The sequence below is a fragment of the Anaerocolumna chitinilytica genome, assembly GCF_014218355.1.
Classification (GTDB): Bacteria; Bacillota; Clostridia; order Lachnospirales; family Lachnospiraceae; genus Anaerocolumna; species Anaerocolumna chitinilytica.
Genome location: NZ_AP023368.1, coordinates 1,319,012 through 1,332,737, shown reverse-complemented (window position 1 = coordinate 1,332,737; position 13,726 = coordinate 1,319,012). Strand labels below are relative to the sequence as shown.

Genomic DNA, 13,726 nt, shown 5'->3' with positions numbered 1-13,726 from the left:
TTACAGTCCTTGCATTCCTGGTCCTCTACATTCATTACTTTTACTCCTTCCCAATAATTTCTGCTCCATAGTGGAGTAATCTTCCATTGAGTAATCTCTTTGTGGGAACTGATTAAATCTATTAGCTGCAGGCTTATTGCTGCTTTTTTTAGTGTGCTGCTCCTTTGGTGCTGCTGCCTTTTGATTCAGATAGCTTTCAAAGTTCTTACCGAAAAGAGTGGAAGGCCGGAGAAATTTCTGCATTTTATCATCACCAAGCCATTCAGCAGCTTTTATATCAATAACCTTTATAAAATCCTCATAGTTAAAACCTCTGCTTAACTTATCAAGGATGAGCTGTATAGTCTCTATGGCGGTGTTTTGATATTTAGTACCGCATTTCTGATTCAGGTAGTCTACAATAGACATATATATATTATTATTTTCTTTACTTTCCTTTTGTTGAATATCCGATGCAGTAACCTCGGTTTCTGTTACATTAATTTGAGTTTCTGTTACAGAAACCTGCGTTATAGGTGCATTTAATACAGGTTGACCATTTTTATCAATCAACCAGTATTTTTCTTTTTGAACCTTGTTCCTAACAGTCACTTCTTGATAGCGTCGCTGAATTCCTATAGAGGTTATAACATTTTGCATCAGGAGGTCATTATGGAAAAGTCCTATATCCGCGCAATAATGAATAACTTGTAACACAAGGTTTTTGTCTTTAATCCACCGGTTCCCAATAATCCGGATGATTTTACTCACCAGCTTATCCAGAGGCACTTCCAGGTAATAGCCTTCGTGATACACCATGGATACTACAATATCGTAGATTGTCTGCCCTAAGGGTCCATACGTATTCAGCAAATCCATGATTTTGAAATCTTCGTAATAGTCAACATCTTTCGGAAAGTAGTCTAGCCCTTGCTTTGGAGGTCTCCCCATGGTAAGCCACCTATCTTCCTATTTTGGTTTATTCTTTTCAGCCATCTCATATAATTCCATCCAATATTTAAGAGGCATTGTAACAAGCCATTCTTTATTATTCCTACGGTGGAATACTGCCGGCAAATCATAATCGTATGGTAAATCTTCGCACATACTATCTTGCTTTGACTGGTCTATCGCATCATATAGGTTTAATTTCTCTACCCTTTTGCATTCAATATGTATACCAGGAAGGCCGACAACGTCATCTCATTCTATACCACTATATTGCTGCCCTCTGCGCGCCTTATAGTCGTATTCTTTTAATTTATTCGCAAGTTCACGTTCGCCCCTGGCACCTTTTTCTCTACTGTTTTTCATACCTATCCTTTCCCTGGTACCCAGTCATTGGATACCAGGAGGTCTATGTCATGCCATTACATCATTGTGATATGTTATAATGGGAGGTACTGTGGTAAATTATCCGATAATTGTGATATTCGGGAACTCTTCCAACTCTTCCAGAAGGTATGATTTAATTTCTTTCACTGCATCATACTTCCACATGCCGCCGTCAGCTCCTACAAGCTTGAAAACAGGTTCACCGCCTCTTCCTTCGCCAATACGGAAAATGAAAGCACTGAGAGGTTGCTGTACTTCCAAGAAGGTACGATAAGGAGCTAATAATACCGGATTAGGAACAATCACATCCACCTTGGACGCTATTCCTTTCTTGATAGTTGTCTTCTGAGACACACCATCGTCTCCATAACTGGCAGTGGCATTGTTTTCTACATTACCGGCCACCTGCAGGATTAGAACAAGATCATCATTCTTCTGGAAACCTGACTGCAGGTTGATAATGAAATCTTCCTGATCATAGTAATTATCAAAACGGAAACCGTTAGGGTTAATACCGGATTTAAACAGGCATTCCCTGTTTCTTTCCTTAGTAAGACCAGATATCAGTCTGACTTCTTCAGGACCGACAATCTGTAAAATCATATCTCCCTTGAATTCAGAATATTTATTCTTGATATAATCAACCATAGCAGTCAAGGAAGCTGCCTTTAAAGGTTCTGCCATTTCTTCCTTATCATATCTGGTAAGGTTCTTCGTGCAGTAGGTTTTTCCATTAATCTCAACAACTTCAGGCTTTGAACCTTCTTCCCCTAAACCTACTAAGTACTGCAATGCATCTTTTAAATTACCATATTCCATGTTCTTATCCTCCATATAATAATGTAATATTTGTTTATCTGGCAGCCCTGAGGTCTACCACCTTGTTATTAGGCTCTAAAACTTCAGGTTCTTCCGTATCAAAGAATTCTCCAGTTGACTGGTCATATCCTTTTTTCTGTCTATCTGAACCAGTAAACTCATGAGCCTGTTCGGATTCAGTCTTTATATCTTGGATATTCATCTGGCCCTTTACCTGCTTGCTGTACTCCCTGTAATCAACTTCATTCGTTGTGATGTCCTTACCCATGACAAAAGCAGTAGCAATACCCATTGAAGGAGCTAAAGTTGATTTCACATCAATACTAGTTGCGACAAGGTCCCTCTGTTCACTTGGACTAAAGGTAAATGTACAGGTGATTTTTCTTTTTGCGGTTGCCTTGGTATTCGGGTCCTGTACATTCTCCGTAACCTCACGCAATGCCTGATTGATCTTTTCAGCAAGCGCACCACCAGCAAAGTCTTCTAAATTGATTTTTTCCATAGTCTTTTTTCCTTTCTTAAAACGGTGCCAAGTCCAGATTGACTTTTAATCCTGACTCAGCTATGTATGTAGGTTTTTGAGTTACTCTCTGACACTCTTCAATCAAGCCTCTATAATTGCAGCACCAACTTTTTCAGCGCAAGCATGGCATAGTTTATGACCATTAACCTCTATTAAATCCTCTGTCTCATCGCACCATTCGCAGCCGTATCTCCGAATGCAGACTTCTTTACCTTCCATGTAAATGTCAAGTGCTTGTCCAATGTCCCAACTCTGTGTACGTCTGACCTCCATTGGAATTGTATATCTTCCAAGCTTGTCCAGTTTACGGCCTTTCCCTTTTGATAATGTCATTGTCCCGTTTACAAGATACATATCTAAGGCATCTCTATTCATAATTTCTGCAGATCTTCTCAATTCAATCGGGATTACGATTCTTCCCAGGTCATCTATTTTTCTAACAAATCCTCTTGCCATATTGCAAATTCTCCTTATTCCGTGCTACAATAGCACTATAGTTTATTTTCTATTTGGCTTTCTGATATTCGCAGTATCGGAAAGCTTTTTTTCATTCTCTTTTACAAATTCAATAACTTGTCCATCGTTAATAACTGCAGCAACATTCTTCATAAAATAGTTATCCAAACAGTCCTGTATAGTAATGGCTTCATAGTTCATAAACGCTCTGCCTCCTTAAGCTCTAGTATAGGATTTTTTGAATCCTTCAGCTTCGCTTAAATCATCAAAGAGATCTATCCAAACATCACAGGTTCTGGTCTCTGTGCAGCCTTCCATGTCATCCGTTCTAGCCGGTCTGACTCTGGCTACTATTTGACCGCTATTAAAAATCTTTGCTTCTACTGCATAGCTCATATGCTTGTCCCTCCTTTCCTGACCGCTTAAGCGGTTTTATCAGGTGTTATTCTTACAGGTTCGTACCCAATAGCCCGTAGTGATCTGTCATTAAGAGCCTGGCCGAATTCCATTTGTTTTTCTTTCTCGAGCTCTTCCCAATTCACATAATTATCTTCAAGCTTAAGAAAAATCCTCACCTTTATTTCATCCTTAATAACTATCACCTCCAGTAAAGTTTATGTTGTACTGGTTGTACATGTTGCGAGCTTTTAAGTAATAATTTAGGGTACCGCCTAGCCATTAACTAGGCGGTTTGTCTTTCTCTTTCTTGTTGCTCTGCCTTAATTTCCATTCCTTCCCCAATCCCAAGCAGTCTTGCTTTTTGAATGTCATTTAGGTTAGGTATTACCCTACGGAATGTCTCGAGTATTTTCTTTTCTGTTTCACTCATATGGGTTTCTCCTTTCCTGTGTTCTAATCACATTATAATGTGCTTCTATATCATTGTCAAGCATTATTTTGTGATTGACACACATTTTTAATTGTGCTATTATTTACTAGATAGGAGGTGATTGTTTCTTGGATGTAAATAAGAGAATTAAAACATTGAGAAAAGATTATTTGAATTTGACTCAGGAGCAGTTTTCAGATGCTATATCTATAAGCCGAGCTAATTTAGGAAGTATAGAGGTTGGTAGAATAAATGTTACTGATAGGGTAATTCAGGATGTGTGTAGAGAATTTAATGTTAACGAAGAATGGCTTCGATCTGGTATCGGCAATCCTATTATAGAAATGAGCAGAGATGATGAACTTGCAGCTTGGACCGGTGCTGTTTTAAATCCAAATAATAATAATGAGTTTATGAAAAAATTTGTACATATGCTTAGTAAATTAAAAGAAGAAGACTGGAAAGTACTTGAGAAAATGGCATTGTTAATGGCTGAAGAAAATAAAGAAAGCTAGGCATAAAGCCTAGCTAGATATTGATTGAATAAATATATAAATATGTTTCAAAAGCTTTACATCTGTTATTTTTTCAATCAATTCAGTAATTAGTTCTCGATAATTTTCCTCCATATGTACGCCCTCCAAAATATGCAATCACCAAAGTAGCTGATTCATATTATAGAACGTTTGTTCGTATTTTTCAACCCAAATTTGAAAATTCTTACATAATGCGTATTTTACAACTATCTTTTTAGTTGATAAACCAAATAAAAAAAACCGCTTCTGTTACCAGCAGAAACGGTTTGCACTTAACCAGATTAACTGATATATGTGCCCTCGACAAGCATATTATATCATATTCGGTATGTCTTAAACAATACCGAACATACGCTCTGGTTTGGCAACCGGGGTATTTTTTTACCCTGACTATCATAAGATTAAATATGATAAGGAGCTGAGAGAAAATATGCGAAAGCTACAAATAGCAGCACTCTATATCCGTGTTTCTACGGATAAACAGGAGGAGCTTTCTCCTGATGCGCAAAAAAGACTACTTCTTGAGTATGCATCAAAAAATGATATGTCTGTACCTGAAGAGTTTATATTTATCGAGGGGGGTATATCCGGAAAAAAAGCAGACAAGCGTCCTAAGTTTCAGCAAATGATAGCTTTGGCCAAATCGAAGGATCAACCGATAGATGTTATTCTCGTATGGAAGTTTTCTCGTTTTGCACGTAACCAAGAAGAAAGTATTGTCTATAAGTCTTTACTAAAGAAAAATAATGTTGATGTTGTAAGTATATCAGAGCCGCTTATTGATGGCCCGTTTGGATCGTTAATTGAGAGAATTATCGAGTGGATGGACGAATACTACTCCATTCGCTTATCTGGTGAAGTCTTTAGAGGTATGAGCGAAAATGCTCTACGTGGCGGATACCAGGCAAGTCCACCTCTCGGATATAAAGTTCTTCACTCTGGAGAACCTCCAGTTATTATTCCTGAAGAAGCTGAACTAATAAAACTCATATTTCAGAAGTATGTTTATGAAGGTTATACTTTTTATCAGATTGCCAAGTACATGAATTCTCTAGGATATAAAACAAAATCTGGTGGAGACTTTGAAAGACGATCTATAGAATATATAATTCAGAACCCTACATATGCGGGATATAGTCCCTGGAACCGTACTGAAAGTGAGACTAAAAAAGCTAAAGATAAATCTGAATGGATAATTGAAAAAGGCGAACATGTACCCATAATTTCTGAGGATCTTTTCGAACAGGCGATGCAACGATTTACAAAGGAGTACATACCAAAGAACGCACGGCCAGAATCTGAATATAAACATTGGCTATCCGGGGTAGTAAAATGTGCCCACTGTGGTCGCAGCATGATTGCTTCAAAAGTAAAACATTCTCAATATATGCATTTTTCCTGTAACGGATATGCAAAAGGTAAATGTAAATACTGTAATAGTATATCTGAAAGTAAGCTTCTTCCCTTTATTTTCGATACCTTAACTAAAGTAATTACAACTGGAGATGTGGAATACTCAGTCATACGCAAGCGTGAGGAGATCCCGGAGTATCTATTACTTGAGCAACAATTACTTAAACTCATTGAGAAAGAAAAACGAGTAAAAAATGCTTATTTGAATGGAGTAGATACTCTAGAGGAGTACAAGCAGAACAAAACACTGATTCAGAAAGAACAGGAGTCCATACAAGCTCAGATAGATGCAGATAAGGCAAGATATACAGAAGATACAAAGCCTGATATGCTCTCAAGAATACGCAGCGTAAATGATATCATACATAATAACAATATTGATAATATAACAAAAAACAAAGCTATTAAGTCAGTTATAGAAAAAATAATATTTAACAAAGAAGAAGGTCTGCTGGATGTTTACTTTTACTACTCGTAAGCATCCGCAAACCGCGGAATATAAAGGTTTTTTATTGTATATACCCTGTTGTAATATGGTCATCCAGCCAGGACAAGTTACATTCCTTCCATCACAATACTGGGTCAGGATAGGCTGAACTACATTCGGTCTGGATAAGTAATTATTAAATACCTGATCAACAGCTGCGGAGATTGTATCATATATATTCCTTCCGTTCATCCACTTATGATCAAATGCAGTAGAGGATGTTATCGTGAAATTATATCCTTTATTTCTATACCACTCTGTATATACACGGTTTAGAGTAAAAGACATAATAGCTAGTATATTTGCTGTTATGGTAGAAGCAGGCCATGTAGCATATATTTCACTGGAAGCCACATTTTTTACATAATCCCTGTATCGTACGTAGTGATTTTCTGCACTGGTATCAGTAGGAGGGCCGTCATGTACTATTACAAATTCCGGAACAACTACTCTTGGTAGAACTATTTCGCCGCTTTCACTGGTAGGCTTTATTTCAGATTCTGCTATTTTAGGTGGATAATCACCATAAAGAGTATGAGGAGGTATGACATATAACTGATTTCCCGGCTGGGCTCTTAAACTTATAGGTTGAATAGCTGTAACATCCGGCAATATTTGTGAGCCATCTACATCTACATTATCAAAACCTTCCGAAGAAACGGTAATGTTATATTCTGAGTATGGCTGTGCATCGGAAGTTGCATCGAGGCTGTAATCAAGTGAAGGTGCCGGCAAGTCAACCTGGGGTGTTCTGCCTTGACTATCCGTAGTCAATTCCTCTACGACGGAATCGGGATTACCGGTATAAGTAATTCTGACTTTGGCACCCGGAATCGGGCGAAACCCCTGCTCTGAGGTTACATCAACCTGAAGTTTTCCAAAGTTCTGAGTTCCCATCTGTGCCGGATATACTTTTATCTGATTATACTTATAGCTTTCCATTTTTCACACTTTTATACCAAAGATTAATTCAATATATGCAGGAGTAACAGGAAAAATACGATGCATTTTTATTTTTTCTTATATTTTAAATACAACAAGAGGCCCGGTACAATCTTCTTCCCACTTGCACCGCAGCCTCTTATTGTAATTATTAATATTTATACAGTAGACAAATCCCATTCTTCATATATCTTGGGCACATCACTTATTAGACGTTTTGTATAATCTGCCTTGGAATGAAGAATCACATCATCTGCAGTACCTCTTTCAACGAACTTACCGTGCTCCATAATATAAACACTATCTGATATATAATAAGCAAGGCCGATGTCGTGGGTAATGAATATAATTGTCATACCCGTTTCATCTCTAAGATGCAGCAACATATCCAAGATTGTAGCACGTGAACAGGCATCAATCATGGAAGTCGGCTCATCTGCAAGCAAAATCTTAGGTTTTAATAAAAAGATACGAGCAATCATAAGGCGCTGCATCTGCCCTCCGGAAAGCTCGAAGGGATATTTATTCGTAAGCTCAGCGAATTTCAGATTTACAAAGCTGCAGGCTTCTGTCATCATCTCAATCTTCTTTTCCATCGGATAATTTCTTCCGCCACGCATATTGATGCAATCAATAAGAACCGTATCTATTTTAGAAAAAATATTATAGGAAGAAAAGGGATCTTGAAAAATTGCCTGGATATCCTTCCAGTATTCTTTTTTCTTCTTTCGGCTGCCGATATCTCGCGGTTTTCCTTGAAAAAAGATCTCGCCTTCTGTTTCATTGTTAAGACCCAGAAGTAACTTACTAAGAGTAGTCTTACCGCTTCCGGATTCCCCAACAATTGAAATTAATTCTCCTTCATGAAATTCAAAATCTACATGGTCTACAGCAACTGTTTTCTTGTTTCCATAACCAAATACTTTGGTGACACCTTTTCCGCTTAAACATAAATTCTTTTGAACCTTATTCTCTCTCGCCTTTTCACTCATTGCCATACACCTCCCTCAGCTTCTGGACATCATAAATGCAACGGTAGCTGCGTCCTTCTCCAAAATCTTTAGAATCAATGGTGGTTGCACGGCATTCAGTTGTGGCATATTTACATCTCTCGGCAAAACGGCAACCCGAAGGAGGCCTCTTTAAGTTGGGCGGAGTTCCAGGAATAGCTGTAAGTTTTACATCGCGGCTTCCTGCTTCCGGAACAATAATAGAACCCATAAGTCCTTTGGAATAGGGATGAATAGGATCAAATACCATTTCTTTGGCCAAGCCTTTTTCAACAATCTGTCCGGCATACATTACCATAATGTCATCTGTTACATTATATAACAACGGCAACTCATGGGTTATAAATATCATGGATTTAATATATCCCTTCTCCATGAGATTCTTTAACATCTTAATAACCATCTTCTGACTGGTTACGTCAAGAGCACTGGAAGGCTCATCAGCGATTAATACCTTTGGTGAAAGAATGGTAGATATAGCAATTACAGTCCTCTGTTTCATACCACCGGATAACTCAACCGCATGTTTTTCAAGAACGGAGGAGGGAAGCCCAAGCTCTTCAAATCTAGCTTTTGCCATCTCATAAATTTCTTGCTTCGTCTTCTTCGGTTCATGAACATGTATAACGTCTTCGATAAAACGAATAATCTTCTGAGTGGGGTTTAATGCATTCATGGCAGCCTGAGGTATATAAGCAATTTCCGTTCCCAATATGTTTCTTCGTATATCATCCGGATTCATCTTAGAGATATTATTGCCTTCTACAATAATATCGCCGCTGATGTAATGAAGCGGGGGGAAGTAATATCCCATAAGACTTAATGCCAAGGTGGATTTTCCACAACCTGATTCACCTGCAATACCAAGGGATTTTCCTTCTTCAATCTTTAAGGATACCCCGTCAACAGCATAAACATCTTCCCCGAATCTTGTAATATATTTTGTCTTGAGGTCTCTAACCTCCAGAATTGTCTTTCCCATAGCGGACCTCCTAATCTCTTAAAGTGGGGTTGAACACCTGATCGAGACCAGTATTCATCAAATTCAGTGAAAATGATATCAAAGCAATAACTAATATTACAGGGAAATATGCCCACCAAGCACCATTAAGATGAGCGGAGTAAGACATTGCCCAATCCATCATTAACCCCAGAGTGGAAACATCAGCAGTTTTAGGGCCTAAACCAATCATGGAAAGTGAAGCTTCTGCCAGGATTGCTGAAGATATCTGTAATATGAATGCCATTACTACATAGGAAGCTATGTAAGGTAGAATATCCTTGGTTATAATACTAAAAAGGCTATGTCCCGAAAGCTTGCTTAGATTAACGTGATCTCTGTTACGAAGAGAGATAACCTGCGATCTTACGGACCTGGTAGTCCATACCCAGGAAGTTATACCGATTACAATAGCTACTGTAGAGGCACCTCGTTTATCCTGCCCGATACTATAGGATATTAATATTAAGAGTACAAAGGAAGGAATTACTGTAAAAAGGTTTGTGATAAACATAATAAAATCATCAATTACCCCGCCAAGATATCCGGCCAATAAGCCAAGGGTCAGACCAATTAAGGTCGCAATGGAACCGGCTATCAATCCGATTATTAATGAGGTTCTTGTTGCTGATACCAGCTTCTTCAGTACATCATCACCAAAGTTATCCGTACCTAACGGTAATACTTTTACATTTGGAACATCACTCAGATTTACATAATCGGTATCAGAAATCTTCTTAATTTCATCCAGAGACTGGGTCTCTGTATTCTGTGCAGAAACTACTAATGGCTGTTCATTTAACGCATTATCAAGACTCTTGTCAAGTCTCTTATAGAAATTACGCTGCGCCATAGTCATACCTTCGGGTTTCGCAGTGGGATCATATTTTTCCTGCCAAAGTTTTATCAGGCTGCTGGAATCCTGCATATCAATATCCTCTGCAGGCACTCCCACCGCTGTAAGCCACTGAACCATGGATACTTTATCCGTATCACTTAATTTATTGGTAAGGCGCTTTGCATTGGCATCAGGTAAATCTATGGTTTTAGATTCTGTATTAATACTATCATATACAGAGAAGTATATTCCAGGTTTTAAAAAGCTTCCTTTGCTTATCATCTGCAGGGGATCTCCCGGAGAAATGATAGGGTAAATAATAATTGTCAGAAGCATAAACGCAAAGATTACAAACCCAACAACAAATTTAGGGGAGTGGAACACCTGTTTTAACGTATTTTTCATCCTGTCTACCTCCCTTAATCAAATTGAGCCGCTTTTACACGGGGATCAATAAATCCATAAACAATATCAACAATAAAGCTTGCCAGCAATACCATGATAGTAATGATCAGAGTAGTTGCTGATAAAAGCGGATAATCAGAATTTGATACAGCCTTCAATATTGTAGAACCAAGTCCCGGATAACTAAAGATAACTTCGGAAACCAAGGCACCACCTACCATAGTACCGATAGAAAGTGCAAGTCCAGTAATCTGGGGAAGCATGGCATTACGAAATACGTATCCTACGATCTTTCTGTCCTTTATACCAAGGAAGCGGCTGTATTTCACATAATCGGCATTTAATTCATAAATTGACATAGAACGCATACCTATAGCCTGGCCGCCGATAGAAATAAGTACAATGGACCAGAAAGGTAATTGGTAATGGGCTATTACTGAGCTCACAAATTGCCAGCTAAACTGAGGAATCAGATCATATCCATATCCGCCGGAAATAGGTGCAACTTTTAATTTGATAGCAAATATAATCATTAGAATTACTGCAAGTCCAAATGCTGGAAGACTGCTGAAAAACAACGTAACAGGCATTAAAACCCTGTCAAATCCCTTGCGGATATAAGCCGCTAATGCTCCTAAAACATTTCCGATTATCCAGCCTACAATAATTGCCGGAAATTGCAAAGCTAGAGTCCAAGGAAGTGCGGAGCCTATAATATCAGATACTTTACGAGGATATTGGCTAAAGGAAAGTCCAAAATCACCTCTAACCGCATTTTTACAATATGTGAAAAACTGAACATACATAGGTTTGTTGGTACCAAACTGTTCAGCGTAATGGTTATATATTTCTTTTGCCGCAGATGCATCTGTCATACCCTGAGCCGATTTAGCCGTAATGGCTGCAACAGGATCTCCTGGCATTAGCCTTGGAAGAATGAAATTAAGCAGGATAGCAGCAACGAACGTAATGAGGAACCATATAATCTTTTTGCCGAAATATTTACGATAGCCTTTCATTGATTACCTCCATAATCTATCAGCCATGTTCCGGATCTTCCGAAACATGGCTGACCGTTTGTATTCAGGTACTACTTAACCAGATCAATTTTATAAAGACCAGCAATACTGTAACCATTTAAAAGTACTAACGGAGGTATGTTATTGCCATCGTCTTTTTCGGGATAACCGGTCCATACGGATTCATTTACAACATGGAACTGGTCAGGTCTGTACATTAAGGAGAAAGAAGGAACATCTGTCAGATAAATCTTAACAGCTTCTGTATAATATTCTTTCTGCTTATCAGGATCTGCGCCAGGGATTAACTTAATCAGCTCATCCATACGTTTGTTGCTGTAATGTCCCCAGTTACCGGCCCAGTTATTGTCATTACCGTTGAATTCGGAACTTGTTAACATTCTTAAACGTCCCCAAGGCTGTGTAGGACCTGCGGAATCCGTCCACATCATGAAGATATCGTAATCTGTCTGTTTCTTAGAAGTTACAGTTGACTGGAATACGTCAGCCTGAGGATACTGTGTAGTAATATCAATACCAATGTTCTTACCAGCTGCTGCTACGATTTCAATAGCTGCCTGCCAGTCAGTCCATCCATCGGGGCAAGCTGCAACGAAGGAAAGTTTCTTTCCGTCTAATTCACGGATTCCATCTCCGTCTTTGTCTACGATACCGGCAGCATCCAATAACTTCTTAGCGCCTTCAATATCATTTCCTGTCCACTGGAGATCTTTTACTGCATCATGGTCATATTTAGCCTGCTCACCATCAGTAGGATTCATAACAGAACGAGGAACATCCTTAAAGCTGGGTGACTGGCCTGTCATAGCATTTGCATTAATCGCATCATAGTCAACTGCCATAGCAATTGCTTTTCTGATGTTAACATTCTGAAGTAATTTGTTATCCATGTTATACCAAGCAGTAGGCATATTTACACAAATACCATAAGGTGCATCCTGAAGGTAGGTAGAGATAGGAAGGCCATCTTTCTCCCACAGATCCTGAACATTGGGAATAAACTGCTGGTCAACATCAACTTCACCTGCTTTAAGTGCTACTTCGGTAGCAGGGTTATCAGCATAAATAGTATGGCATAAGTACTTAGGTGAAGGAAGTTTTCCCCACATGGAAGCATCCTGGCCCCAGTAATTATCATCACGAACTAAAACAACTTTCTGATCGTCATTATAGAAATTGTGGTAAGGACCGGACCATACAACATCTTCGCCGGCATCCTTCTTAATAGCAGCAGGATCATTATTGCAGCGAGCTTCTACCTTCTGAATCCAAGCTTTCTGAATAACATAAGTCTGGCCCAGGTAAGCTACAACCAAAAGGGGATTAACTGCTTTGCCCTTATCATCAAGTTTAGCTTTAATTAATACGGTAGAGGGATCTACTGCTGTTACGCTTTCAATATAAGGTGCAAGGCCAACGCCCTGTCCGTTCTTAATTTTAACATCTGTGTCAAAAGTATAAGCAACGTCATCAGCTGTAACTGGTGTTCCATCGCTCCACTTTGCAGCGCTCTTGATCTTAACGGTTATTTCTGTTTTCGCATCATTCCATTTATAATCGCCATCAGCTAATAATGGAGTCATGGAATCATCAAGCATATTGTACATATAGAGTGTTTCAAACATAGGAGTACGTGAACCGCTACCGGACTGTGTAATTGCCAATGCGTTGTTCATATCATCGGAAAGAGGATTCCATCCGTTAACTGCACCCCATTGCAGACCGCCATAATATAAGGTTTCAGTTCTGGGTAATTCACCACCGGGTTTTACTTCCTCCGTAGGTGTTGCTGTTGCTTCCGGTGTTGCTGTTGCTTCTACCGTTGCAGTAGGTGTCGGTGTATCTTTTGTGCTTGTTTCATCTGATTTGGATTTACAAGCTGTCAGCATGCTTAATACCATGACCGTGGTAAGAAGTAGCGACATAAATCTCTTTACATTCTTTTTCATAATGCTTCCCTCCTGTTTTTTTTATCGCAATAACCACTTTGGTTAAAAACGAGCTTTTTATGTAAAATAACGTTTCTATTTACATATGATAATATATGTTGTAGAATAAAACCATGCTAATTTCTATTTATTTGTATATATTTTATACATGATTTAGCTTTATTT

The 13,726-nt window shown here is 38.6% G+C and carries 17 protein-coding genes; 2 read left to right on the top strand and 15 right to left on the bottom strand.

Annotation, left to right across the window (positions count from 1 at the left end):
* The 9 genes from bsdcttw_RS05795 to bsdcttw_RS05755 all read right to left on the bottom strand — a co-directional run bounded on the left by bsdcttw_RS05795 (position 1) and on the right by bsdcttw_RS05755 (position 3,941).
* A complete protein-coding gene (locus tag bsdcttw_RS05795) occupies positions 1–930 on the bottom strand; it encodes a conserved phage C-terminal domain-containing protein (RefSeq protein ID WP_185258440.1) in 930 nt (309 codons plus the stop codon).
* A gap of 18 nt (positions 931–948) precedes the next feature.
* Entirely contained in the window at positions 949–1,086 is a 138-nt protein-coding gene (locus bsdcttw_RS25305; protein WP_330602385.1) for a hypothetical protein, read from the bottom strand.
* A 306-nt stretch (positions 1,087–1,392) separates the two neighbouring features.
* Positions 1,393–2,133: a hypothetical protein gene (locus bsdcttw_RS05785; protein WP_185258439.1), complete on the bottom strand. Its 741-nt coding sequence runs from the start codon at positions 2,131–2,133 to the stop codon at positions 1,393–1,395.
* 34 nt (positions 2,134–2,167) lie between these two features.
* Entirely contained in the window at positions 2,168–2,635 is a 468-nt protein-coding gene (locus tag bsdcttw_RS05780; protein ID WP_185258438.1) for a hypothetical protein, read from the bottom strand.
* Between the two features lie 102 nt (positions 2,636–2,737).
* Positions 2,738–3,112, bottom strand: coding sequence for an AbrB/MazE/SpoVT family DNA-binding domain-containing protein (locus bsdcttw_RS05775; protein WP_185258437.1), 375 nt, complete (start codon positions 3,110–3,112; stop codon positions 2,738–2,740).
* Positions 3,113–3,154: 42 nt separating this feature from the next.
* Entirely contained in the window at positions 3,155–3,313 is a 159-nt protein-coding gene (locus bsdcttw_RS05770) for a hypothetical protein (protein WP_185258436.1), read from the bottom strand.
* A gap of 15 nt (positions 3,314–3,328) precedes the next feature.
* Positions 3,329–3,508: a hypothetical protein gene (locus bsdcttw_RS05765; RefSeq protein ID WP_185258435.1), complete on the bottom strand. Its 180-nt coding sequence runs from the start codon at positions 3,506–3,508 to the stop codon at positions 3,329–3,331.
* Between the two features lie 26 nt (positions 3,509–3,534).
* The gene (locus bsdcttw_RS05760) at positions 3,535–3,687 is read right to left on the bottom strand and encodes a hypothetical protein (protein WP_185258434.1); all 153 of its coding nucleotides are present in this window, start codon (positions 3,685–3,687) and stop codon (positions 3,535–3,537) included.
* 107 nt (positions 3,688–3,794) lie between these two features.
* Positions 3,795–3,941: a hypothetical protein gene (locus tag bsdcttw_RS05755; protein WP_185258433.1), complete on the bottom strand. Its 147-nt coding sequence runs from the start codon at positions 3,939–3,941 to the stop codon at positions 3,795–3,797.
* Positions 3,942–4,069: 128 nt separating this feature from the next.
* Here bsdcttw_RS05755 and bsdcttw_RS05750 point away from each other — a divergent pair, with 128 nt between their 5' ends.
* Together bsdcttw_RS05750 and bsdcttw_RS05745 are read left to right on the top strand one after the other, a co-directional pair.
* On the top strand, positions 4,070–4,456 hold the full coding sequence (locus bsdcttw_RS05750; RefSeq protein ID WP_185258432.1) for a helix-turn-helix domain-containing protein: 387 nt from the start codon (positions 4,070–4,072) through the stop codon (positions 4,454–4,456).
* Between the two features lie 451 nt (positions 4,457–4,907).
* Positions 4,908–6,368: a recombinase family protein gene (locus bsdcttw_RS05745; RefSeq protein WP_185258431.1), complete on the top strand. Its 1,461-nt coding sequence runs from the start codon at positions 4,908–4,910 to the stop codon at positions 6,366–6,368.
* Here bsdcttw_RS05745 and bsdcttw_RS05740 read toward each other — a convergent pair.
* The 6 genes from bsdcttw_RS05740 to bsdcttw_RS05715 form a co-directional block, all read right to left on the bottom strand.
* The gene (locus bsdcttw_RS05740; protein ID WP_330602384.1) at positions 6,300–7,319 is read right to left on the bottom strand and encodes a carboxypeptidase-like regulatory domain-containing protein; all 1,020 of its coding nucleotides are present in this window, start codon (positions 7,317–7,319) and stop codon (positions 6,300–6,302) included. The two genes, bsdcttw_RS05745 and bsdcttw_RS05740, sit on opposite strands and share 69 nt — an antisense overlap.
* 158 nt (positions 7,320–7,477) lie before the next feature.
* Entirely contained in the window at positions 7,478–8,311 is an 834-nt protein-coding gene (locus bsdcttw_RS05735) for an ABC transporter ATP-binding protein (protein ID WP_185258430.1), read from the bottom strand.
* Positions 8,304–9,311, bottom strand: a complete 1,008-nt coding sequence (locus bsdcttw_RS05730) for an ABC transporter ATP-binding protein (RefSeq protein WP_185258429.1) — start codon at positions 9,309–9,311, stop codon at positions 8,304–8,306. Before bsdcttw_RS05730 ends, bsdcttw_RS05735 begins: the two co-directional genes overlap by 8 nt.
* Positions 9,312–9,321: 10 nt before the next feature.
* Complete coding sequence (locus bsdcttw_RS05725) at positions 9,322–10,572, bottom strand: ABC transporter permease (protein ID WP_185258428.1); 1,251 nt, start codon at positions 10,570–10,572, stop codon at positions 9,322–9,324.
* Between the two features lie 14 nt (positions 10,573–10,586).
* A complete protein-coding gene (locus bsdcttw_RS05720) occupies positions 10,587–11,591 on the bottom strand; it encodes an ABC transporter permease (RefSeq protein ID WP_185258427.1) in 1,005 nt (334 codons plus the stop codon).
* A gap of 71 nt (positions 11,592–11,662) precedes the next feature.
* Complete coding sequence (locus bsdcttw_RS05715) at positions 11,663–13,561, bottom strand: ABC transporter substrate-binding protein (protein ID WP_185258426.1); 1,899 nt, start codon at positions 13,559–13,561, stop codon at positions 11,663–11,665.
* Positions 13,562–13,726: the final 165 nt, after the last annotated feature.